Origin of the sequence: Scytonema sp. HK-05 (genome assembly GCF_963872035.1) — a bacterium.
Lineage (GTDB): Bacteria > Cyanobacteriota > Cyanobacteriia > Cyanobacteriales > Nostocaceae > Kalymmatonema.
The window spans coordinates 1-24,151 of record NZ_CAWMYC010000099.1 but is presented as its reverse complement, the minus strand read 5'-3'; the positions used below and the strand labels follow the sequence as shown (position 1 = coordinate 24,151).

The window sequence follows — 24,151 nt, the reverse complement described above, 5'->3', positions numbered from 1 at the left end:
AAATCAACTAGAAAAATACGAGTAAATGCAGTTGTTTGAGCTTGGACAGCAGCGAGAAAATGTCAAAAGAATAGCCATGAACAAGAAGTGACTTCTGTTTTCCGCCAAGCGCAAACTTTGCCGTTCTAGAAAAAAATGTGTGTGCCTTATTACTGAGAAGATTCTGGACTATTATGACCACCAGGTACTGCCGGGGTTTCGGCTTGTGGCTGTTGCCTTTGCAAATATTTACTTAACACATCAGCCATATCCCCACGAGTCATCGGTTGTAGCGGGGAAAGATTGCCTTGTGCATCTGTATTGACAAATCCCTCAGTCGTTACTGTGGCGATCGCTTTTTTTGCCCAAGCAGGAATAGACGCTGCATCTGGATATGGGGCAAGAATTTCATTGACAGTCTCATCTGGAAACTGAAACACTCCATACGCTTGGGCAAAAATCGCCAAAGCTTCAGCCCTGGTAACTCGTTGGTTGGGGAAAAACAGATTTCCGCGATAGCCTTTCATAATCTCGGTTTTTAAGACGGTCTGGATATCCTGAAACGCTGGATTAGAAAAAGGGACATCTGTTACTTTTACATTTTCTTTGGTGACAGCTTGTCGTTTATCCAGTTGAAAAGCTTTCACCATAATGGATGCTAATTCTGCCCTACTGAGCAAACGTTCTGGATAAAATTGCCCATCTGGGTAGTTCGTCATCACTTTAGCAGCAACTACCTTTGCAATTGGGTTAGATAGTTTTTCAGTACTGGGTTTTTCTTGGGCATAGACTATGTTAGGAACCAATTGCAGTAATGCCACTAATGAAAGAGTACTTAAAAGCTGACGCATAATTACAACCACTTTTAGCTACTACTGTGAATGCACAAAAAAAACTGCGGTACTTAGGTTAACACCATTTCTAATTTAGCTGTATCAGAAAAGTGTATGTCTTTTCCGTATAGTGACGAATTTTTGTTTAGTAATGTTGCGTACACACTTATAGTTATTTGAGAGTCTCCCTACGTTCCTCTGTCCACCTACTAGCGGAGGGATGAAAGGGTGGTGTGATTTCCAATTTTGAATGTAAATATTTAGTCAAAACTCAAGTTGCGAGTATTGAGATGAGTTATGTTCCTAAGTAAGAATTACTCGATGCAAATGACTTAGGCAGGACTGATGCAGTGTTTCTTCGCACTTTGTCCGGGCAACTGAATCGCTATTTTTATTGGATTACAGGGAGTATTTCCGTAGCAGTGAGTTTGAGTACACTGGCTTGGACTGGAAATTGTGCCAAAGCCCAGATTATTCCAGACGGGACTCTACCCAATAATTCCATCGTCACTCCCTCTGGCAACACCATCCTCATTGAGGGAGGAACGCAAAAAGGAAACAACCTGTTCCACAGCTTTACACAGTTTTCTCTTCCCAAGGAAAACACGGCTTATTTCAACAACGTCTCGCAAATTCAAAATATCTTCAGCCGTGTCACGGGTGGAGAAGCCTCTAATATTGATGGTTTCATCAAAGCCAACGGTCAAGCCAACTTATTTATACTTAATCCTAACGGCATTATCTTTGGACCCAATGCCCGTTTGGATATTGGCGGTTCGTTTGTAGCGAGTACAGCAAACAGCGTTAAATTTGCTGATGGGTACGAATTCTCTGCCAAGCTTTCTCAAAGTACACCCCTACTAACTGTCAGTGTTCCTGTTGGCTTGCAATATGGCAGCAATCCGGGCAGGATTCAGGTACAGGGCGATGGTCAGGGGATAAGGACAAACAGCGATTTAATTGATACTACAAATGCTCTACGGGTTCAATCTAATCAAACCTTGGCTTTGGTGGGCGGTGATATCAGCTTAGAGGGGGCAACGCTTAAGACCCCTGGGGGACGAATAGAATTGGGCAGTGTCGCTGGCGAAGGTTTAGTGAGCATCACGCCGATAGAAGGCAAAGGCTTTTCCTTAGGTTATGGTGGCGTGCAAAACTTTGGGAACATTCAACTATCGCAACAGACCACAGTTGATGCTAGTGGGGAAGGTGCAGGTGATGTACAGGTGATGGGCAAGCGGGTCACAATAACCGATGGTTCCCGGATTGAGGCAAGTACTTTGGGCTCTAAACCAGGAGGAGCTTTAGTTGTCAACGGTGTGGAGGCGGTGCAGGTCATTGGTACCTCCTTTGATGGTCAATTTGAAAGCGCCTTGAGAACTGCTGTCTTCCGGACAGCGACAGGAACTGGTGGAAACGTGACGATTAATACTGGTGCGTTGCTAGTTCGGGATGGGGCACAGGTTGGTGCTGGCACTTTTGGTCAGGGGAAGGGAGGAAATTTGACGGTTAATGCAAAAGACTCTGTGCAAGTGATTGGCACCTCTGCTGATGGTCAGATTGCCAGCGGTTTGTTTGCTCCAACAGCTTCAGGCTCTACAGGAGCCGCGGGAGATATGACCATTAACACTGGTGCCTTGTTAGTTCGGGATGGTGCATTGCTCAGTGCCGACACTTATGGTCAGGGGAAGGGAGGGAATTTGACGGTTAATGCTTCACAAGGGGTGCAAGTGATTGGTACTTCCGCTGATCGTCGATTTACTGGCGGGTTGTTTGCTGCAGCTAATTCAGACACAACAGGAGCGGCGGGAAACCTGACAATTAACACAACTGTCTTGCTAATTCAGGATGGGGCACAGGTCAGTACTGGCACTTTTGATCAGGGTGAGGGAGGGATTTTGACGGTTAATGCCTCACAGGCGGTACAACTAATTGGTACCGATGCAGATGGTTTTCCCAGCGGTTTGTTCACTCAAGCTGATCCAGGCGCAGCAGGGTCGGCGGGAGACATGACGATTAACACGGCTACGTTGCTAGTTCGAGATGGCGCACAGGTCAGTGCTCGCACTTTTGGTCAGGGGAAGGGGGGCAATTTGACAGTGAATGCAAAAGACTCTGTGCAAGTGATTGGCACTGCCACAACAGCTACATTTGGTCAGTTTCCCAGCGGCTTGTTTGCTTCATCTGAAGGAGGCTCAACAGGTGCGGCGGGAGACCTGACAATTAACACTCGTGCCTTGCAAGTTCGGGATGGAGCTACAGTAGCTGTTCGGAGTCGAGGACAAGGGAATGCAGGCAACCTCAACATCAATGCTCGCTCTATCCGTTTGGACAATAACGGCACCCTAACCGCTGACACCCAAAGCATCAACACTGACCCCAACAAAGAGCAAGCGACTATCACCTTGCGCTCTAGAGATTTGATATTGCGTCGTGGCAGCAACATCACCACTAACGCCACTGGAAACCAAGTCATCGGCGGCAATATCAACATCGATACGGGCGTCTTAGCGGCATTTGAAAATAGCGACATCAGTGCCAATTCTACTGACTTTCGCGGAGGTCGGGTGAATATCAAAACCCAAGGCATCTTTGGTACACAGTTCCGAAATGCACCTACCCTAGAAAGTGACATCACTGCCACAGGGGCAAGTCCTGAGTTATTAGGCACTGTAGAAATCACCACACCCGATGTTGACCCCAGCCAAGGATTAATCGAACTACCAGCAAATTTAGTCGAGGCGTCGAATCAAATTGACCAAAGCTGTGTTCCCGGTGGAGCGATCGCACGAAGACGAAATAAGTTCACTGTTACCGGACGCGGTGGCTTGCCTTCCAGCCCTGAGGAAACGCTTCAAGGTGAGTCGGTAATAGCAAATTGGGTGACAATAGATGATGACAATAATAGAACCAATAATCTAAGTAATATAACTAATATTGCCAGTCCTGCCTCAAATCAAATTATTGAAGCGCAAGGCTGGATAATCGATGCCAACGGTGATGTGATTCTCACGGCTCAAGTTCCCAATGTCACACCGTATAATCCGGCGCAGACACCTGCTGTCTGTACTGGTTCCTAACCTAAAAGGACAAGGAGAACAAATCAATTCAAAATTCATCTGTGTACGGCATTAAAGGTCTGTTCCTCATCTTCCTCAATACTCGCTTCGCTCTCTACCCTCATCGCTCCCTTTGCCCACTACTATGTTCTATAGTAAGTTTTTGAGGAGCTTTGGGAATGACCGCAGCAGCAGATCCCGTCAAGTTGAGCAAGCAAGAAGTTGGCAAAGCCGCCGCCGCCTTGGTACAATCAGGTTCTATTGTCGGGTTGGGTACAGGGTCAACAACAGCGTACGCAATTCAGTTTATAGGCGATCGCCTCAAGTCGGGCGAACTGAAAGATATCGTTGGTGTCCCCACTTCGTTTCAAGCAGAAGTGCTGGCTAAGCAGTACGGCATTCCACTCACCACCCTAGACGCTATTGACCACATTGATATTGCTATTGATGGTGCGGATGAAGTCGATCCGCAAAAGAATTTGATTAAAGGTGGTGGTGCAGCACATACCCGCGAAAAAGTCGTAGATTACCTAGCAAACCGATTCATTGTAGTTGTGGATGGTGCCAAATTAGTTGACCGACTGGGTTCTGTTTTTGCCGTCCCAGTAGAAGTGATACCAATGGCAGTCACGCCTGTAACGCGGGCAATTGAAAAACTTGGTGGCAAACCAGAACTGCGTATGGGTGTGAAAAAAGCTGGTCCAGTGATCACCGACCAAGGCAACATGGTTATAGATGTCAAATTTGACAATATTGATGACCCAGTCAATCTAGAAAAAACACTAAATAATATTCCTGGTGTTTTGGAAAATGGTATTTTCGTCAACTGTACAGATGTGGTGTTAGTTGGCGAAGTCAAAGATGGTCAACCTGTAGTCCGGGAATTGTAGTTATTTGAACTAGGGGCGTAAGGATACTGAGAGGCAATGCCTTACGCCCGTATTAAATCTTGTTCTGGATACCTGAGTGTAAAAAACCAGAAGTAATGTTAACTTCTGTCTTTAATCTTGTCTATAAGTATTATTTTTAACATCTATTAACCATAATTTCTCGAGGTTAGCAACTTGTCTGCGGAAAACAGCAACACGATACTTTTTATAAGTAATTATTCCTAAAAGGAGAACAACAGGAAAGGAAATAATAGAAAACCCTATAAGATTATTGGTATGGGCATCAGTAGAACCCTTGGAGTGGATATTTACAGAGTGAGTTGTTGGTTGACTGCTTAAATAGTGTGGCATCAATACCTCCAAAGACATTATCGTTCCACTAATAACTCTTCAATGGGAACGTTTTATTTTTCGTATAAGTAAGAGATTTTCCGGATTGATCTAGACTGTGCTTGCTAAAACAAAGATTTTTCCTAGTTTTTACGGTTAAAAAGGCTTTTTCCTTTGTCGGTAGCAAGTAAAGGTGGTAGAGTACGCTTACATCAATGCTGTCTTCACCCAAATCACCTTGGGCAACCTCCATCACACCCTTTACGTGTCACTGTAGCGGTGGCTGTTTTTTATTTGCTACCTCTGATGATATTGATTTTCATCAAATATATTAGCGTGACGCTAGCCATTCTTTGAATCTGAATGTAATTTTTTGTTACTTATATAGTATTTGCTATCCCAAGAAGGCATTGGGGGCTGTTGATTTCAGATTTTAGATTGGGGAGAGATCCAAAATCCAATGATGTTATACAGACGATTTGGACGCACAGAATTAAAAATGCCAGTGTTTTCCTGCGGTGGCATGAGATACCAGCATAAATGGAAGGATGTCCCACAATGGCAAATACCCCGTGATAACCAGCAAAATCTAGAAGCAACTATTCGACGCGCAGTCGAGTTAGGAATTAATCATATTGAAACTGCCCGTGGTTATGGGAGTTCCGAAATGCAGTTGGGGAGAATTTTGCCAAAATTTCCCCGTGAACAGTTAATTGTTCAAACTAAAGTCGGTCCGATGGCAAATGCAAAAGAATTTCAGCGTGACTTTGAAAAGTCACTACGAAATCTGCGGCTAGATTATGTTGACTTGCTAGCAATACATGGCATCAACAATGCTGAGTTATTAAACTACAGTATCCGTCCTGGTGGCTGTTTAGAAGTAGCAAAAAAACTTCAGGCACAAGGAAAAGTCAGGTTTATCGGTTTTTCCACGCATGGATCAACAGATATCATTATCCAAACTATTGATACTAACCAATTCGATTACGTCAATTTGCATTGGTATTACATAAATCAAGTGAATTGGGCTGCAATTGAAGCGGCAACCCGCCAAGATATGGGCGTATTTATTATTAGCCCATCTGATAAAGGAGGGATGCTATATAAACCACCACAAAAATTAGTTAATCTTTGCACTCCTTTGAGTCCGATGGTGTTTAATGATTTGTTTTGTCTAAGTCACTCCCAAGTACATACCCTAAGTGTGGGCGCTGCAAAACCCGAAGATTTTGATGAACACCTGAAAACTTTAGATTTGTTGGATAATACATCCGATATTTTGCCACCAATTTTGGCACGGCTAGAGGAAGAAGCTATTACCACTTTGGGGGAAGAATGGGTGAAAACTTGGCACCTCAATTTACCTACTGTTGAAGAAACTCCTGGTCAAATCAATATTCCAGCGATTTTATGGTTAAGGAATTTGGCGATCGCCTACGATTTACTAGAGTATGCCAAAATGCGTTACAACATGCTTGGCAATGCAAGCCATTGGTTTCCTGGTAACAAAGCTGACAAGGTAGATAAACTAGATTTGCGGCAATGTCTCAGCCGCAGTCCTCATGCTGAAAGAATTCCCCGCCTCCTTGTAGAAGCACATCAGATGTTGGCGGGTAAAGAGGTAAAGCGCTTGTCGCAAAGTTAGTGTTGTATAAATTGTGAATTATGAATTATGAAGATTTCAAAAAACTTCATAATTCATAATTTTTTAATGCATTAACTCAAAAAACTCTTCGTCAACCGAAAGCTTATATTAAAATTCTTGTTTAATATACCTTTCCAATATTTGAAACAAAACACTTCCAGGAATATTTTATAAAAATAAAAACTTTGTCAAAATATAACGCAATACGGTTCATATAAAATGGTTTGCAGCGCCTTATGACCTGTGTAGAGACGCGTCATGGCGCGTCTCTACACGCATGGAATTGTCATAAAGAACCCCTTAGTTTCAATTTCAGCAACATCCTAGAGCTAACTGGCTAGTCACAGTGTAGTTATTAAGGCTTAACTTAATTATGTATAAATAATTTACACTTATCTGTGCCCATCTATGGTTAAAATCAAAAGTCATCTAACAATTTGTCTAAATTTCAGCAAATAACAACGGAAATTAGAATTATTCTGCGGCAATCACTGTTATGGCTATTAATCGTCGTCATTTCTTATTTTTACTCGGATCTAGTGCAGGTGCTTTTGCCTTAGATTCTTGTGCTTCGGCACAGAATAAGCCAAGCCAAAACAAACCAAGCCCAGCAAGCAAAACAACGGCTATCCAGCTACCACCATTGCCCTATCCTTACCAAGCGCTGGAACCACACATCGATGCTGGAACGATGCGGTTTCATCACGATAAACACCATGCGACTTATGTCAAAAACTTAAATGCAGCATTAGACAAACATCCAGAACTAAAAAGCAGAACTGTTGAACAGTTGCTAAGTAACCTTAACAGCGTGCCCGAAGATATTCGCAACACCGTACGCAATAATGGTGGTGGTCATGTGAACCACTCGATGTTTTGGAGAATTATGAAGCCGAAGGGTGGTGGAGAACCAACAGGGGCGATCGCATCTGCTATCAAACAAAACTTCGGCAATTTTGCTACATTCAAAAAGCAGTTTAACGAAGCTGGTGCAAGTCGTTTTGGCAGTGGTTGGGCTTGGCTAGTCCGAACGAGAGATGGCAAGCTTGCGGTGACAAGTACACCTAATCAGGACAGTCCCCTAACTGAAGGCAACTACCCAATTATGGGCAATGACGTGTGGGAACACGCATATTACCTCAAGTACCAAAACCGCCGCGCCGATTACTTGGATGCTTGGTGGAATGTCCTGAACTGGGATGAGATTAATCGGCGGTTTGCAGCAGCGAGTAAAGCGGCGTGAGACGGAGACAGGGAGGACGAATCAATTCACGCATTCGCTCATTCAAAATTCAAAATTTTGAATTTCTCCCTCATCTCCCTCATCCCTCTTAAAGTGGTCGCTGGGTGGGTATACCAACAGGACGGGGAAACTGGACTGGTGTGGTTGTTTTCTTGCGTAAGTAAAGGCAGTGACGGATGCTATCAGTTAAGGGAGTTGTAAATTTTTCAATTGATTCAATGACACCACCCAACTGATTAACGGCATTTTCCAGCGCTTTTGTTTCTTCTTCTGTCCAATTGCCCCGGTAGATTACGGCTAAACCACCTTGCTTAAGGAATGGCAAGGCATATTCCGCACAGACAGAGGCTGTCCCAACAGCGCGAATGAGGGCAACATCATAAGTTTGTCGGTGCTGGGGTTGCTGACCGACTTCTTCAGATCTGCCAGTGAGAGTTTTAACATTGGTCAGGTCTAGCGCAGCCCTGATTTTTTCAACAAACGTAATTTTTTTCTGAGTAGAATCAAGCAGAGTAACAGTAGAATTAGCCACAGCAATTGCCACTGGAATTCCTGGAAAACCTGCGCCCGTGCCAATATCTATAAAAGATAGGGAAGTGGGGGAAGATGAGGGAGATAGAGAAGTGTTGCCTTCCCCTGCTTCCCCTACTCCCCCTACTCCTCCATCTCTCAAAAAAGGGGCAATTCCTCGTAGAGAATCCCAAAGATGTTTTTCCCAAAACTCTTGGGGGTCGGTGATGCGAGTTAGGTTAAATTGGCGGTTCCCCTCCAGGATCAATTCATACAGGCGTTGAAATTGTTCCTGCTGTTGGACGGTGGGAGTCCAATCAAGAGTTTGCTGCCAAATATCTGCTACCTCAGGCAAAGAAGGCAATTTTAAGTTGTTCACAGTCACACAAATAGCTTTAGATTGTATGCCAAGTTTTCTTTCTTTATTGTTAGAGCAATTTTATTGAGTGTAGGGTATAGGGTAAGCTTACCCACGGCTGGAACCCGTGGGCTTTCGCACACGTTCCAGAGCGCAGATTTTCAGCAGCCCTGAGAATTAACGATGTTGAGGAAGTTCTTCCGCAAGCATATTAACCCCCGAACCTCAGGGACGGCTTACTCAATACCACAAATGGTATTGCTTCTACCTCCCTTGACAATTCCGGACGCCCCTATTAACCACGGTTTGCGTATCAATCTCCGATACTTGCCTACTGCGAGACTCTTTCTGCGTGGTTACCGACCGTGCCTTTTGCAATTTCGGCATATCATTAATGTAGCACTATTATTGCTACGTTGTGTGATGCCAAGAGAAAAATGTTGAGAGTTCGATTGTCCGAAAAAGAGTTTGAGGCATTGAGAGAGTACGCTGAATCAACAGATAGGCAAATATCGGAAGTTATCCGAGACTACATTAAACGTCTGCCAACCAGTAGACTTGACGAGGACGCGCATTCCCCTACGCATTCCTCCCACGGCTAAAAGCCGTTGGGCTTCCTGCTTCGATTACTGTGAGAATGCCCACCTTATTATAAAGCTGTGAGTTTTTCCCATGTTAAAGCTGTATCACTATCCGATTTCTCCAAATTCGCGTCGTGTCTGGATTACGTTGCTCGAAAAAGAACTTGAGTTTGAATTGGTGGAGATGAAACTGGATGGCGAACAGTTCCAGCCAGAATATTTAGCACTCAATCCCTTTCACCATATTCCAGTTTTGGTAGACGACGGCTTTAATATAGTAGAATCTTTGGCAATTTTAGATTATTTAGAGGCAAAGTACCCCAAACCTGCGATGTTGCCAACTGATGCCAAGGATTTGGCGAAAGTGAAAATGGTGCAACTGGTAAGTGTGAATGAGTTATTGCCTGCTACTGTTTCACTGTCTGGGGTGATGTTAGGCTTATCGGTTAATGCAGAAAAAATTGAACAGGCAAAGCAGAAAGCGGCAACGGTACTGAAGTTTTTTGAGGATTTATTAGATGAACGCCCTTACTTTGGCAGTCAAAGCATAACTTTAGCTGAGGTTGTGGCTGGAACTATCGTACCCTGGTTGCCGAGAACGGGTTTGTCCTTAAGTGATTATCCAAAATTGAGTGCTTGGTGCGATCGCCTAATAGCACGTCCTGCTTGGCAAACGACTGAGGCGACACCCGAGGCAATGGAAGCGTTAAAATCTCGCATGGCGGCAAGAATGACGCACAAACCCACAAGCTAGCATCAGGCTGCATTCACAAGCCGACGATTAAACCTGCTCTTTAGCCCGTCCGCATATAAGACGGGCTGGATGCTTCCACAAGAATCTAGAACTATATTTTATATAATTAAGAACCGCTATATGCAATAAGTCTAGTATTTTATCAAGGAGTAAAATCTTACATATTTTGTCTGTTTGCCCTTTTTTTACTGTAGCTCAAAGCCTGAAAATGGCAAATTATCTGTAAACTTTATTTAAATGAATAAGTTCTATAAAAATGACAATTATTTAATACAATTCTTATCAAAGTACTCTTAATGAGTATAGCACTCGCACAGAAACAGTCTTGAACTATAAATAGTCTTATATACTTTACTTTTTGTCAAGACTAATACTAACTTTATCATTGCTCGACTATGAAACAACCTGCTGCTATTACAACTGCAATATTCACGACTTGCGCTATGCTGCTAACAGCCTGTGGCGGCGGCACTAACAGTAGTACAAACACTGGAACTAACGCCACCCCAAATTCTGCAACTAACGCCACAGCGACAACAAGTACATCTGGTGCTATTCCCATTGGTATTGCCTTGGCGCAAACGAGCAACGTGGCATTACTTGGTCAAGAGGGATTTGTTGGAGCCAAAATTGCCGAGAAGTATTTCAATGATCAGGGCGGCATCAATGGCACTCCAATTCGATTAGTTATGCAAGATACTGGCGGAGATGAAGCCGGAGCAATTAATGCTTTTCAAACTTTAATTAACAAAGATAAAGTTGTTGGTATTGTTGGTCCTACTTTATCACAGCAAGCTTTTAGTGCCGACCCGATTGCAGACCGTGCTAAAGTTCCAGTGCTTGGAGCATCAAATACGGCAAAAGGAATTCCGGAAATAGGTGATTATGTTGCGCGTGTATCGGTACCAGTTTCTATCGTCGCTCCTAATTCGGTAAAAGCTGCGCTTAAGCAGAATCCTAATATTAAAAGAGTGGCAGTATTTTACGCTCAAAACGATGCGTTTAACAAGTCAGAAACAGAAATATTTCAGAAGACAGTTAAGGACCAAGGGCTAGAATTGGTAACAGTTCAAAAGTTCCAAACCACTGACACCGACTTTCAAGCGATCGCCACCAATGCTCTTAACTTAAAACCCGATTTGGTAATCATATCTGGTTTGGCTGCGGACGGAGGTAACTTAGTTAGACAACTGCGGGAACTGGGTTATAAAGGGATAATTGTAGGTGGTAATGGCTTTAACACACCAAATATCTTCTCTGTGTGCAAAGCGCTTTGTGATGGCGTGTTGATTGCTCAAGCTTACAGTCCTGAACATCCAGGAGAAATTAACGAAACATTTCACAAAATCTATGTTCAGCAATACAAGAAAGAACCTGCCCAATTCAGTGCTCAATCTTTTACAGCAGTACAGGTATATGTAGAAGCTCTGAAAGCTTTGGATAAAAAGACCAAAATTAGTACAATGTCCATTGATAAACTGCGGACTGAATTAAATAAGCAATTACTAGCAGGAAAATACAACACTCCTCTGGGTGAAATCTCTTTCACACCAGTAGGTGATATCGTTCAAAAAGATTTTTACGTCTCCCAAATTAAGATGGATAAAGACGGAAATAATGGCAAGTTTGTATTCTTAAAATAGCTGCAATATGGAGATAAATCTGGTTTTACAAAAGTTGTTGAATGGTTTATCCATAGGCAGTGTCTACGCTATTTTTGCCTTGGGATACACCTTGGTTTACTCCATTTTGGGCATCATTAATTTAGCTCATGGTGCAGTTTTTACCTTGGGTGCTTATCTGACATATGCACTCGTAGGTGGTGCTTTTGGATTTAATGGATTGCTGGCTAATGCATCGCTACCTATACAATTACCATTTGCTGTTGCCTTGATTTTAGGAAGTATCCTTGCAGGGTTAGTTGGGGTGGCAATTGAACGTCTTGCCTTTCTCCCTTTGCGACAGCGGGGTTCTGACCCTTTACTCACAGTTGTTTCCAGTTTGGGTGTAGGAGTGGTTATTGTTAACTTGCTCCAGTACCTGGTAGGGGCAGAAAGTTACACATTTCCAGCAAACACTTACGGTAATTTGCCACCTGCTATCAATTTTGGCACAGCCGAAAACCCGATTCCCATTCGCACTGTTCAACTGGTGATTTTTGCTATATCAGTAGTGATTGTTGCCATTCTTACTGGTTTTATTAATTACACGAAGTATGGTAAGGCAATGCAGGCGATCGCCGAAGATCCAACCACCGCCAGTTTGTTGGGAATAAACAGCGATCGCTTTATTGTGCTGACGTTTTTTATCAGCAGTTTTATTGCAGGAGTGGCGGGAACATTGGTTGCTTCTAGTGTCAGCATTGCTGGACCTTATTTTGGACTGAGTTTTGGGTTGAGGGGGTTATCAGTCATTGTCTTGGGGGGTTTGGGCAGTATTCCCGGTGCGGTGCTAGGAGGTTTGGTGATTGGACTGGTAGAGGCGTTTGTCCCAGGTGAATATTCAGGGTATAAAGATGCTGTTGCCTTTGGCATCCTATTTATCATGCTGTTAGTTCGACCCCAAGGTTTACTGGGGCGTCGGTTTGTACAGAAAGTTTAAAAGCGATTGGTAACTCAATGATTATCGACCCAGAAAAAGTACCTACTGAAAGGAGAACGAATTACCCCGATGAGTTCAAGCCAATTGTTGCAGGACGAGTTCGACAACGGTTAGGCAACTTTGCAGGACTCAAGAACTTTGGGGTAAATCTGGTGAAGTTAGAACCTGGAAGCAGTTCTGCTTTGCGACACTGGCATTCGCATGAAGATGAATTCATATATATTTTGGAAGGTGAACTCACTTTAATCACAGATGCAGGTGAGGAAATTTTGAAACCAGGAATGGCAGCGGGATTTCCAGCTAATGAGGCAAATGGACATCATTTGGTGAATCGGTCGTCGGTGGTTGGTGTTTATCTAGAGGTGGGCGATCGCATACCCTACGACGACGTGACATATCCTGATCATGATTTGATGGCAAAAGCCAGTCCTGATGGCGAATTCAGCGTATTTATCCATAAGGATGGAACACCCTACTAAAGCTTAGTCAAAACTCTTGAAAATGGCTGAATTTATCGCTACTTACGGGTCTCTTATCGTCTCTATGGTACTGGGGGCGCTGCTGGGGCTATCGTTATACTTGCCACTGATGGCGGGACAGTTGTCTATGGCAAGCCCTGGCTTTTATGCTTTGGGTGGTTATATTGCGGCAATTCTTTCCACAACCGTTTTTTCTTCTACAACTGGTTCATTCCCGATTCCACTGTTATTACTAGAAATGTTGATTGCTGGTGTGGTTTCTGGTTTATTGGGTGTGGTGGTGGGAATTCCAGCGTTGCGGTTACGAGGGATTTATTTGGCGATCGCCACCATTGCCTTTGTGGAAGTTCTGCGAGTCATATCTCTAAATTTAGATATTACAGGTGGTGCTGTCGGCATTTTTGCCATTCCCCAACCATTTCAAACACCAATCGAATACTTGTGGATTGCCCTGCCATTACTCCTGATTAGTATTGTCTTCGTTTACCGTTTAGAACGCATCCGAGCCGGAAGAGCATTCATCGCTATCCGTGAGGATGAATTGGCAGCAAGTGCGATGGGAATTAACCCAACTTACTACAAAGTTTGGGCATTCACGTTAGGGTGTATTCTGGCAGGAGTGGTTGGTGCAATCAGCGCCCACTTTCTCAATACCTGGAATGCACGCCAAGGTACCTTTGATGCGAGTATTATTTACTTAACTTTCGTGTTAATTGGTGGTTCCAGAACTTTTCTTGGTTCCGTCGTTGGAGGTATGGTATTTACAGCTCTGCCAGAAGTGTTGAGAGCAATAGCAGATACAGGTGGTTTACCGAGTTGGCTAGCGCAATTTTTGCGAGATGGTAGATTAATTATCTTTGGATTACTTATAGTTATCGGTACAATATTTTTCCCCCAAGGTCTTGTCACTCCAGATTTATTTAAAAAACCTAAAAAGCGCAGCAAAGATGTATTGAAATAACTATAATGACTCAAGAAAATGTGACGAAAACTGTATTTGGACTACCGATATTAGAGGCGAAAAACCTCACTCGTCGCTTCGGGGGATTAGTGGCAGTTAATAATGTCTCTTTCGTAGTCAATCAACATGAAATTTTTGGGCTGATTGGTCCCAATGGTGCTGGCAAGACAACTTTATTTAATTTAATAACAGGATTAATTACACCTTCGAGCGGCGAATTACTTTATCAAGGTAGCGGAATTTCTCAACTCCCTCCCCATAAAATTGCAGGTTTGGGTATTGCTCGAACATTCCAAAATATTCGCCTATTTGCTGAACTATCTGCATTAGAAAATGTTAGAATTGCGCGTCATTTACATACTAAAAGTAGTTTGGTGAAAGGTGCTTTAGGACTGCCACCGACTTTCAAGGAAGAACAAAAAAATAAGCAAAAATCATTAGAATTACTAGATCTGGTTGGTTTGGGCGATCGTATCGATGAAAAAGCTAAAAACTTTTCCTACGGTGACCAACGACGACTAGAAATTGCCCGCGCCCTTGCCTTAGAACCGCAAATTTTACTCTTAGACGAACCGGCTGCGGGTATGAACCCCAGCGAAAAGCAACAACTCAGTAAATTTATCCGTAACCTCCGCGACAAATTCAACTTGACAATAATCCTGATTGAGCATCATGTACCTTTAGTTATGGGTTTATGTGACCGTATCGCCGTTTTAGATTTTGGTCAGTTGATTGCTTTAGGAGAACCATCTGTTGTCAGAAATAACCCAGCTGTCATTAACGCGTATTTGGGTAACGACTAAGGATATTAACCACAAACGCACACAAATGAACACAGATATATTAAATAATAAAGAAAGTTTTCAAATATTAGAAATCAAAGACCTTTATGTTAACTATGGAGGCATTGAAGCTCTACAAAATATTAATTTATATATAAATAATGGCGAAGTCGTGACTTTGATAGGTGCTAATGGTGCCGGCAAAACGACGACTCTGCGCGCTATCTCCAAAATAGTTAATCCTCACCGTGGCAAAATTATGTACAGCGGACGTAACATAACCCGCCGCCAATCGCACGAAGTTGTACAACTAGGTATCGCCCATTGTCCTGAAGGAAGAAGAGTATTAGCGCGGCAAACAGTTTTAGATAACTTACTCTTGGGTGCTTATATTCGCTCTAATCAAACAGAGGTAAGGAATGATATTCAATACTACTTTGAGATGTTCCCGCGTTTAGCACAAAGACGCCATCAACTCGCGGGAACCCTCAGTGGTGGTGAACAACAAATGTTAGCCATAGCCCGTGCTTTGATGAGTAAACCCAAACTTTTGCTTTTAGATGAACCAAGTTTGGGTTTAGCACCTACAATTGTTCGCGAAATTTTCAGCATTATTCAGAATTTGCGTGCTACAGGCGTGACTATCCTTCTAGTTGAACAAAACGCTAACCTTGCCCTACAAATTGCTGATCGTGGTTATGTGTTAGAAGCTGGTTGCATTACCCTGTCAGGTGCAGCATCGGAATTAATCACCGATGAGCGAGTGAAAAAGGCTTATTTGGGGTGATTAAGTTATTAGACTTCTTGCATTCATTCCAAAAAAAAGAATAATTAACCACAGATGGACACAGATGGACACAGATGGACACAGATGGAATCAAAGAGATGCAATCTTGTCTATTGTTTCAGCAGAGATTTGAGAGGCATAACACATGGTACAGTTACCAACCAAAATCTTAACCTTGGAAGAGTTTCTTAAATTACCAGAAACTAAGCCAGCAAGTGAGTATATTGATGGTCAAATTATTCAAAAACCAATGCCTCAGGGAAAACACAGTATTATTCAAGGGGAACTAGTTAGCAGTATAAATGCTGTAACAAAGGCTAAGAAAATTGCTTTTGCCTTCCCAGAATTGCGGTGTACCTTTGGTGGACGTTCAATTGTGCCAGATGTCGCTGTGTTTGCTTGGCAGCGAATTCCCATAGATGAACGTGGAGATGTAGCAAATGTTTTTCAAGCTGCTCCAGATTGGACAATAGAAATTCTTTCTCCAGACCAAAGCCAGACCAAAGTAACAAGTAATATATTACATTGTCTTGAGCATGGTAGCTCCTTGGGTTGGCTGATTGATCCAGATGAGCGGGCAGTATTAGTTTATCCGCCTGGACAACAGCCACAATTTTTACAAAAAGAACAGGAAATATTACCAGTTCCTCATTTAGTAGGTGACTTTCAATTGAGTGTAGGGCAATTATTTGGATGGTTGAAGTTGTAAGTGAATGACCAGAATATTTGGTTCAGATTCCCGACTTCGTAAAAGTTGTCGGGAATCTTGTTGTTCACGTAAGCGTGATTATTTGCAGAACAACTCAAATGTGAGTGAGAGTAATAGAAGTTCGTGCGATGGGATTAAATGACTCGGCGTTGAGTGTTAGATACTCGGCGTTGAGTTTTGGAATCTCACCATTGAGTGTTGGAACCTCGGCGGTGAGTGTTAGATACTCGTCATTGAGTGTTGGAACCTAGTCGTTGAGTGTTAGAGCTTCGTTATCAAGTATCAAAACCTCGGCGTTGAGTATTGAAAACTCATTGCCGAGTATCAGAATCTCGCCGTTGAGTGTTAAAAACTCGTTGCCGAGTATTAGAACCTGATTGTTGATACGCGCGTTGCATTCTACGTATCACCTCACCCCGCCCTTACGGGCACCCCTCTCCGAACTCGCGGAGAGGGGCAGGGGGTGAGGTTCTTGCACTTAGTATGAGTTGCTTGTATAGAGCGACAGGGAAAACGGGTAGCGGTGATTCTCTGTGCGACAGAATGCGATCGCCTCTTGCATTCATTCCAAAAAAAAGAATAATTAACCACAGATGGACACAGATGGACACAGATGAAATCAAACAGATGCAATCTTGTCTAGTTTAGATAAGACCAAAACCGTTATCAAGACATCAATGTAGAGACGCGCTGTTTGAAGCGTCTCTACACCTATAGCGATCGCGCGTCTCTACACGTATAGTTACACAACTTGTCATATTATTTAATATACAGCCCGCGAAACGGGCTTAGTTTATGTAGCCCTAAACTTTAGCCTGCGGGAAATGTATCAAATCATCGCATGAGTCAAATAGTCTGGATTGCAAGACACGCCAACCGCCTGGATTTCGTCAACCCTGATTGGTTTCTCACAGCAGAACGACGCTACGATCCACCACTGTCTGAAGATGGTATGGTGCAAGCGCAGCAGTTAGCCAAGCGTCTCAAGGGAGAAAATATTGCCCACATTTTTGCTTCCCCTTTCCTACGAACAGTACAAACAGCGATCGCAGTTGCAGAAGTTCTCGATTTACCAATAAAACTGGAAACAGGCTTGAGTGAATGGCTGAATCCAGCTTGGATGACAGAAGAACCACAGCGACTCTCAACTCCAGCATTAGCAGAATTATTCCCCAGAATTGACATCGGCTACACTTCGTGCATTGCTGCAAAATACCCGGAAACAAGAGAACAAATGCTGGAACGTTCCGGGCAAACTGCGAGATGCTTAACTACAGAATTCTCTCCAGAGGATATTCTTTTAGTGGGACACGGTGCATCTGTATTGGGGGCGACAATAGGCTTAGTAGGTGAAATTGCCAGAACGGAAGTGAAAGCTTCGTTGTGTTCTTTAGTAAAAGTTGTGCGTCAGCACCCAGAGTGGTTGTTAGAACTCAAGGGAGATACCTCCCATTTAACACAGGTAGAAGAAGTCATTCGGTTTAATTAAGAAGAACTCATATGACACTATTATTGGCAGGAGACATCGGCGGCACGAAAACCATTTTGCGTCTGGTTGAGGCGTCAGATAAGCATCTATCACGTACTATTTATGAGGAACGGTACCGTAGTGGGGATTTTCCTGATTTAGTGCCGATAGTCCAGCAGTTTTTGCTCAAAGCTAATACACCAACACCACAAAAAGCCTGTTTTGCGATTGCAGGACCTATAGTAAAAAATACCGCTAAACTGACTAATTTAGCTTGGTTCCTCGACATCGAACGTTTACAACAAGATTTGGGCATCGCCCAAGTTTCTTTGATCAACGACTTTGCCGCCGTTGGGTATGGCGTTTTGGGTTTAGACAAACAAGATTTCCTGACTTTGCAACCTGGCAAACTCAACCCCGAAGCCCCGATTGCGATTATTGGTGCTGGTACTGGTTTGGGGCAAGGATTTTTAATCAAGCAAGGAGACAACTATCAAATCTTCTCTTCTGAAGGTGGACACGCTGATTTTGCCCCGCGTAGCGAGTTAGAGTTTCAGCTTTTGAAATACCTGCTGGATAAGCATGATATCCAACGGGTTTCTGTGGAACGAGTCGTTTCAGGTATGGGAATTGTCGCTATTTACCAATTTCTGCGCGATCGCAAAATTGGTACTGAATCTCCAGAAATTGCTCAAGTTGTCAGAACCTGGGAACAAGAAGCGGGACACCAAGAAAAAAGCGTCGATCCCGGTGCTGTCATTGGTAAAGCAGCATTAGAGAAAAGCGATCGCCTCTCGGAACAAACCATGCAATTGTTTGTAGAAGCATACGCCGCAGAAGCAGGGAATCTGGCGCTGAAACTTCTACCCTACGGTGGTTTATATGTTGCTGGAGGAATTGCACCTAAAATACTACCCTTAATTCAACAAGATAGATTCCTGCTTAATTTCACGCAAAAAGGTAGAATGCGTTCCCTCCTAGAAGACATCCCCGTGCATATTATCCTTAATCAACAAGTGGGACTCATAGGTGCTGCGATCGCTGCTGCTAGGTTATGACAGAAACAATTCAAAATTCAAAATTCAAAATAAAAAAAAGAAAATTTTGGATTTTGAAAAAAAAGATATAACAATCTTATTTAAGTAAGTCGGCAAGAAAAAACCAAACTATGTAAAGAAAAGTAAAATCTCTGTATTTGGCTCGTAGTAGCGCTATGGCTGACGCCACGCTGCGCGAACAGCGCTAAAGCGCTACTACAAACCAGTGATGATTATTTGCGCCGACTTACTTACAGTAGATTGCAAGTTGGTGAAGTACAAAGATACCCCACCCGCGCTGTCGCGCACCCTCCCCTTGCTAAGGGGAGGGTTGGGGAGGGGTGTACTCCATTTAGATGCAAACCGCTATAATTTGTGTGAAAGTGTCTCCGGGAAGCGCATAAATCGCGCCAGATTCCTCAGATTCCCGACTTCTTTAAGAAGTCGGGAATCTTGTTGTGTTTATGGTTGACGCTGACGATTTTTGTAACACTGCCAAATTTTATCCCCTCCCCAAATCAACATTCCTACAACAACTCCAAAAAGGAGACTGTAACCAAGCGATAAGGTGAAGCGATGAGGAAAAGGAGTGGAAAAGGGAGGTAACAGAGGTTCTTCTTTTGTGATTAAGGCGTAACTCGATGCCAAAATCCCGCCAGAACCAATTGCACTACCTACCGCAAGAATAGTGATTTGTAAGTTGCGATCGCCTATTTCTTTCTTTTCCTCTGCAAGGCGATCGCTTTTCGCCCTGTCTATCGCCACACGTCCCCGGATTGAGGCGATCGCTTTATCTAGCAAACTAGAACCATGATGAAAATATCCCAACTCTGCTCTTATTTGTTCCTGAAAATAAGAGCAGTTTTCTAAGCTAAATATTTCTAAGAAGCTAATATCTTCTTCTTTCATCATACCACGTATTTGTTGCAATCTATCAGCATAGTTTCGAGCATTGATGGCGATTGTATTTTGGTATGCTTCCAGATATCGCAGAAGATTGGCATAATCTAATCCCATTTTGGGAAGTGTCTTTAATTTCTGGCTTAATTGCTCTAATTGTTTTTCTGTTAATAACTTATCGTCCCCAAATTGTTCTAAAGTCTTAATTTCTTCTTCTATTTTGCTATATTCTTTATTTGTGTCTTGATAAACTTGCCGGTTTTGTTGAAAAGCTTTCACAACTTTGGCACGAAAGAAAAATAAATCGAAGAATTGTTCCTGATAAAAATTAAATTTTTCTTCGGCTTCTGGATGGCTGAAGAACCAAACTAAAATATGACGGTAATTGGTTAATTGGTTAAAAAGCCCGTATTCAAAAATGGGGCTACCAAATAAGGTAGCGGAACGAGCAAATGGGGGTATGGTATAGTCTTGAGGAAAGAAAGCTTTGAGACATTCATCAGCAAGTTCCTTCAAAGCTTTCTGATTTTGAGGGTCTTGTTCTGATGACAACCAAGCGGTAATGATTAGGGTTTCACCAAGAAATTTCTTGTTTCCATTTAACAGGAAACAATTATTTGGGTTCAACCGACTTAAAAGCTGAATATCGACATCCTCAGTTCTTTGACCATTTTCTGTTTGTGGACGATATAGATTGAGCCACAACCCGTAACTATCGTAAAGTCGTAGCGGATAGGCAAAGCCGTCAATAATAATTGACCGATGATTTAAAGTCACCTCACCTTCAATAGGAGCATCTTCTCTTTGTTTCTCGGCTTTGATTAAAGAGACACTAGGGTTATTTGGCTCTTTTTCTAAATCCAGCCATTCCATCAAGTTTAAATTTTTATGCAGTATTTTGTAGATGATTTCATCACAGGTTTGCCAAAGCCAATGTTTCTCCTTTTCTTCTGCATCATCACCATCAGCGCTTTTTTGCAGAACAAAGGCAAATAAATGGACATTGGCAGCATAGACTTTAGGACTCATTAGGACTTTTTACAAAAGTATGATTAATTAATATTTAGAACCACAGATGGACACAGATTAACACAGATAATTTATCCATGTGTATCTGTGTTATATCAAGTCTCGTTAAATACTTATTATTACCTGAATAACCCCACCCCGGTAAAGCTGCGCTATGGCTAACGCCACGCTAGTCCCTAAGAGGGACGCTGCGCAAACGCTATCACCTCCCCTCCCCGCTTGCGGGGAGGGGATTGAGGGGTGGGGTTCTTCAGGAATGATAAGCAATCAACCGAACCTGATATTAATCTGCGATTTTATGTTTATAAATTTGACTTTTGCAATCTTGTTTATTTTTTAGGAGGTTCTGGCTGTGGATTTTTCTGCCGTTCATCAATAATTTTTTGGTAATCTGGAAACTGATTGATTAAAGTTCCTTCTTGGTTTGCTGGATTACGTTTTTTGATAGTAATTTCTCTAGCAGCAAACAGGGCAGCATCTGCAACATCTGGATGTTCTCTACACCAAGCGGTAATTGCATCAGCAGCTACTGAAACTGGTTGATTTTCTAAATCTGCCAAGGTTTGCTTAATTGTCAACAAATCTTCGCGGCTTTTTTCATCAAAGACAAATCCTTGCTGTTCTACGACTTGCAAAAAAGCCTCAATGATGATGCTAGGTTCATTAGCTTCCATAGGTTATACCTCCACTAGGATTTGAGATTTTGTTCTTCGTAGTGAGGAATGCGCGTCCTCTTGTACAAAAGCCAATACGGTTCAGTTAAGGATTTTAGTGGCATTCGCGTTCTCTGTAGAGACGCGACGCCAGTCGCCTGCGGAGGGAAACCCTCCTGCAGCGCTGGCTCGCCATGGCGCGTCTCTACAATATGGTTCTACTACGAACTTTATTGCCCAATTGCACAGAAACCAGCCCAAGCCTCAGGTTTGCGAAAGGGTTTATGCTCAGGAAAATACCACGTTTGTAGACGCTGCTGAATTGTTTGCTTATGTTCTTCATGTATATTGAGGTGATTTTGAGCCCATTCTATGAGTTCGGCTTGAGTAGAGTTGCGTAACCAGCGCTGCGCCTGACAAAGTGCTTGGGCGATCGCCAGAGAGTGCTGATTGTCGTAAAATCGAATCATTAACAAAGCAGTCGCGAAGTCATCCACCGACCACAAACTGCTGACTATACTAGAACTGCCTGCCTTGAGAAAGCCACTCGGTAAACCGATATACTCATCGCTGGTGCTGAAAGGATCGGAAAGCCCAGTTTCACAAGCGGAGAGAGTGACGAGGCGACATTCTGGTAAATTGAGATTAAAGATGTCAGGTAAGGTGAGGCATTTTTCTAAGTCAATGGCATCACCATTTGCTAACTTTCGACAGCGTTTGCTGGAGTCAGCATCGGCAGGTATGGGAGAAATGCAATCTGCTAAAGCTATTGCCGAATCTACAGGCGAATTTCTATCAAAGTAGCCGTGACAAGAAAAATGAATGACTTGAGCTTGAGACAAACTCTCAAAAGCTGGTGTTTGGAATAAAGCTTGTTTGGTAGCGTTGCGTTTTTCTATAACAGTGGTTGGCTGGAAGTCACGCTCAATCGTTTCTACTTCAATATTGGTATAAAGCAGGTTCTCGTTGGGATCTTGAATGGCGAATAGAGAACGTGATTCCTCGCCGCCAGTGCGCGTCCCCCTCCTCGCTTGCGGGGAGGGGTTAGGGGTGGGGTTCCGAGATTTGGCTAATTTTAACAACTGACAACTAGGCGCATATCTCACCCCACCAGGAAATTTATCCAAAAGACAATTCCCTTCTTCCCCAATCTTACTTTTCACTTGATCGGTCGAACCTCTCTCCAAACCTCTCTCCTGCAAGGAGAGAGGCTTTGAATTGTCGCCATTTCCCAAGGGGGTTAGGTTTTGCGTTGGTTTTTCCCCAATAGGCAAAGCGTGCAGCGGTAATAAGTGCAGGTAACGATGGGGTACGAGAATTAAGGCTTGGCAGGAAGATGGTATGAAGTCGAGAATATCATTGATGTGGAGAATCTCAGCTAACTCGCTCAGTTTGGCAGCCAGTTGATATCGCCAGCGTGGTTTATCGGTAGCGTAAGTTTCCAGATACTCATCTGACCATTTATTTAAATCTTCTAAATCTTGCTGGGAAGATTTCCAAATTATCGGGTGTTGGTTGTCGCGAGTGATGATAAAAGCGCGAAAGCAATTATCAAAGATATACCATTGCACAATTGCAGTGCAGTCATCCACAAGCGCTTGAATTTCAGCAAAGCGGATATGTTCCAATTCTTCGGCAATTTTTTGGTCGAGTTCGTGCAGTGGCTGAAAAGGCTTTTGACTTGCTATCAGTTCCACCAAGTTACGCGTTTTGCTACGCTCGATGTATTCCACTGCCTGGTCGTAGTATTCTAATTCCAGACAAACTTCCACCATGCGGCGATAAAGCTCATTCCATTCCTCTGCAAGTTTTTGTTTGATTTCATCGCCACAGACAATTTCACCCCGCAGAAATTCTACAGTGTCGATAGCAGATTGAAAGATGTTGTAAGCATCGGCATACTGCTCAGCATCTATGTAAGCTAAACCCAAATTAAACGCAGTTTCAGCATGGTTTTGGGGCAAAGCATTGCGCGTGCGGACTTGCAAGGCGTTTGTGCAGCATGAGATCGCAATTTCTAAATTCTCGGCACGCTCCCCCCGGATGCGGTTTCTGTAAGCTGCGCCCAGGTTCTTTTGCGTGGTTGCCCAGTCGATAGGAAAGCGATCGCGCGTGCGTTCTTGCAACGCCTGTGTGTAGCATGAGATCGCAATTTCTAAATTCTCGGCACGCTCCCCCCGGATGCGGTTTCTGTAAGCTGCGCCCAGGTTGTTTTGCGTCATTGCCCAGTCGATGGGAAAGCGATCGCGCGTGCGTTCTTGCAACGCCTGTGTGTAGCATGAGATCGCCAGTTCTAAATTCTCGGCACGCTCCCCCCGGATGCGAACGCTGTAAGCATTGCCCAGGTTGTTTTGCGTACCTGCCCATTCGATGGGAAAGCGATCGCGGGTGTATTCTTGCAACGCCTGTGTGTAGCATGAGATCGCAATTTCTAAATTCTCGGCACGCTCCCCCCGGATGCGGTTCCTGTAAGCATTGCCCAGGTTGTTTTGCGTCATTGCCCACTTCATGGGAAAGCGATCGCGCGTGTGTTCTTGCAACGCCTGTGTGTAGCATGAGATCG

At 43.4% G+C, this 24,151-nt stretch carries 19 protein-coding genes; 14 read left to right on the top strand and 5 right to left on the bottom strand.

Annotated elements, in window-relative coordinates:
- Positions 1-149: 149 nt before the first annotated feature.
- Positions 150-830, bottom strand: a complete 681-nt coding sequence (locus AACT52_RS16430; protein ID WP_073632322.1) for an S-layer homology domain-containing protein — start codon at positions 828-830, stop codon at positions 150-152.
- A gap of 332 nt (positions 831-1,162) precedes the next feature.
- Between AACT52_RS16430 and AACT52_RS16425 the strand changes: the two genes are divergently transcribed.
- The 4 genes from AACT52_RS16425 to AACT52_RS16410 all read left to right on the top strand — a co-directional run bounded on the left by AACT52_RS16425 (position 1,163) and on the right by AACT52_RS16410 (position 7,979).
- Positions 1,163-3,892, top strand: coding sequence for a two-partner secretion domain-containing protein (locus AACT52_RS16425; RefSeq protein ID WP_096549328.1), 2,730 nt, complete (start codon positions 1,163-1,165; stop codon positions 3,890-3,892).
- Between the two features lie 158 nt (positions 3,893-4,050).
- Complete coding sequence (gene rpiA, locus AACT52_RS16420; protein WP_073632320.1) at positions 4,051-4,761, top strand: ribose-5-phosphate isomerase RpiA; 711 nt, start codon at positions 4,051-4,053, stop codon at positions 4,759-4,761.
- Between the two features lie 793 nt (positions 4,762-5,554).
- The gene (locus tag AACT52_RS16415; RefSeq protein WP_073632424.1) at positions 5,555-6,736 is read left to right on the top strand and encodes an aldo/keto reductase; all 1,182 of its coding nucleotides are present in this window, start codon (positions 5,555-5,557) and stop codon (positions 6,734-6,736) included.
- Positions 6,737-7,232: 496 nt separating this feature from the next.
- The gene (locus tag AACT52_RS16410; RefSeq protein ID WP_073632316.1) at positions 7,233-7,979 is read left to right on the top strand and encodes a superoxide dismutase; all 747 of its coding nucleotides are present in this window, start codon (positions 7,233-7,235) and stop codon (positions 7,977-7,979) included.
- Between the two features lie 88 nt (positions 7,980-8,067).
- Here the strand turns inward: AACT52_RS16410 and rsmG are convergent, their stop codons facing one another.
- Positions 8,068-8,868, bottom strand: a complete 801-nt coding sequence (gene rsmG, locus AACT52_RS16405) for a 16S rRNA (guanine(527)-N(7))-methyltransferase RsmG (RefSeq protein WP_073632421.1) — start codon at positions 8,866-8,868, stop codon at positions 8,068-8,070.
- 651 nt (positions 8,869-9,519) lie between these two features.
- Here rsmG and AACT52_RS16400 point away from each other — a divergent pair.
- From AACT52_RS16400 to AACT52_RS16355, 10 genes are all read left to right on the top strand, one after another.
- Positions 9,520-10,182 (top strand): glutathione S-transferase family protein, encoded by a 663-nt coding sequence (locus tag AACT52_RS16400; RefSeq protein WP_073632312.1) that lies wholly within the window; start codon positions 9,520-9,522, stop codon positions 10,180-10,182.
- 395 nt (positions 10,183-10,577) lie between these two features.
- On the top strand, positions 10,578-11,825 hold the full coding sequence (locus AACT52_RS16395) for an ABC transporter substrate-binding protein (protein WP_073632311.1): 1,248 nt from the start codon (positions 10,578-10,580) through the stop codon (positions 11,823-11,825).
- 7 nt (positions 11,826-11,832) lie between these two features.
- Positions 11,833-12,783, top strand: coding sequence for a branched-chain amino acid ABC transporter permease (locus AACT52_RS16390; protein ID WP_073632309.1), 951 nt, complete (start codon positions 11,833-11,835; stop codon positions 12,781-12,783).
- 17 nt (positions 12,784-12,800) lie between these two features.
- Complete coding sequence (locus tag AACT52_RS16385; protein ID WP_073632307.1) at positions 12,801-13,262, top strand: cupin domain-containing protein; 462 nt, start codon at positions 12,801-12,803, stop codon at positions 13,260-13,262.
- 22 nt (positions 13,263-13,284) lie between these two features.
- On the top strand, positions 13,285-14,223 hold the full coding sequence (locus tag AACT52_RS16380; RefSeq protein ID WP_073632305.1) for a branched-chain amino acid ABC transporter permease: 939 nt from the start codon (positions 13,285-13,287) through the stop codon (positions 14,221-14,223).
- A 5-nt stretch (positions 14,224-14,228) separates the two neighbouring features.
- Positions 14,229-15,026 (top strand): ABC transporter ATP-binding protein, encoded by a 798-nt coding sequence (locus AACT52_RS16375; RefSeq protein ID WP_073632303.1) that lies wholly within the window; start codon positions 14,229-14,231, stop codon positions 15,024-15,026.
- A gap of 25 nt (positions 15,027-15,051) precedes the next feature.
- Complete coding sequence (locus tag AACT52_RS16370) at positions 15,052-15,792, top strand: ABC transporter ATP-binding protein (RefSeq protein WP_073632301.1); 741 nt, start codon at positions 15,052-15,054, stop codon at positions 15,790-15,792.
- A gap of 145 nt (positions 15,793-15,937) precedes the next feature.
- Positions 15,938-16,501, top strand: a complete 564-nt coding sequence (locus AACT52_RS16365) for a Uma2 family endonuclease (RefSeq protein ID WP_073632299.1) — start codon at positions 15,938-15,940, stop codon at positions 16,499-16,501.
- 841 nt (positions 16,502-17,342) lie between these two features.
- Positions 17,343-17,990 (top strand): histidine phosphatase family protein, encoded by a 648-nt coding sequence (locus tag AACT52_RS16360; protein WP_073632297.1) that lies wholly within the window; start codon positions 17,343-17,345, stop codon positions 17,988-17,990.
- Between the two features lie 11 nt (positions 17,991-18,001).
- Complete coding sequence (locus AACT52_RS16355; protein WP_073632295.1) at positions 18,002-19,027, top strand: glucokinase; 1,026 nt, start codon at positions 18,002-18,004, stop codon at positions 19,025-19,027.
- Between the two features lie 441 nt (positions 19,028-19,468).
- On the opposite strand, the gene AACT52_RS16350 is transcribed toward AACT52_RS16355, so the two are convergent.
- The 3 genes from AACT52_RS16350 to AACT52_RS16340 all read right to left on the bottom strand — a co-directional run.
- Positions 19,469-20,935: a hypothetical protein gene (locus AACT52_RS16350; protein WP_073632294.1), complete on the bottom strand. Its 1,467-nt coding sequence runs from the start codon at positions 20,933-20,935 to the stop codon at positions 19,469-19,471.
- Between the two features lie 329 nt (positions 20,936-21,264).
- Positions 21,265-21,609, bottom strand: coding sequence for a hypothetical protein (locus AACT52_RS16345; RefSeq protein ID WP_073632290.1), 345 nt, complete (start codon positions 21,607-21,609; stop codon positions 21,265-21,267).
- 209 nt (positions 21,610-21,818) lie between these two features.
- A partial coding sequence (locus AACT52_RS16340; protein ID WP_073632288.1) for a CHAT domain-containing protein occupies positions 21,819-24,151 on the bottom strand: 2,333 nt, incomplete at its 5' end.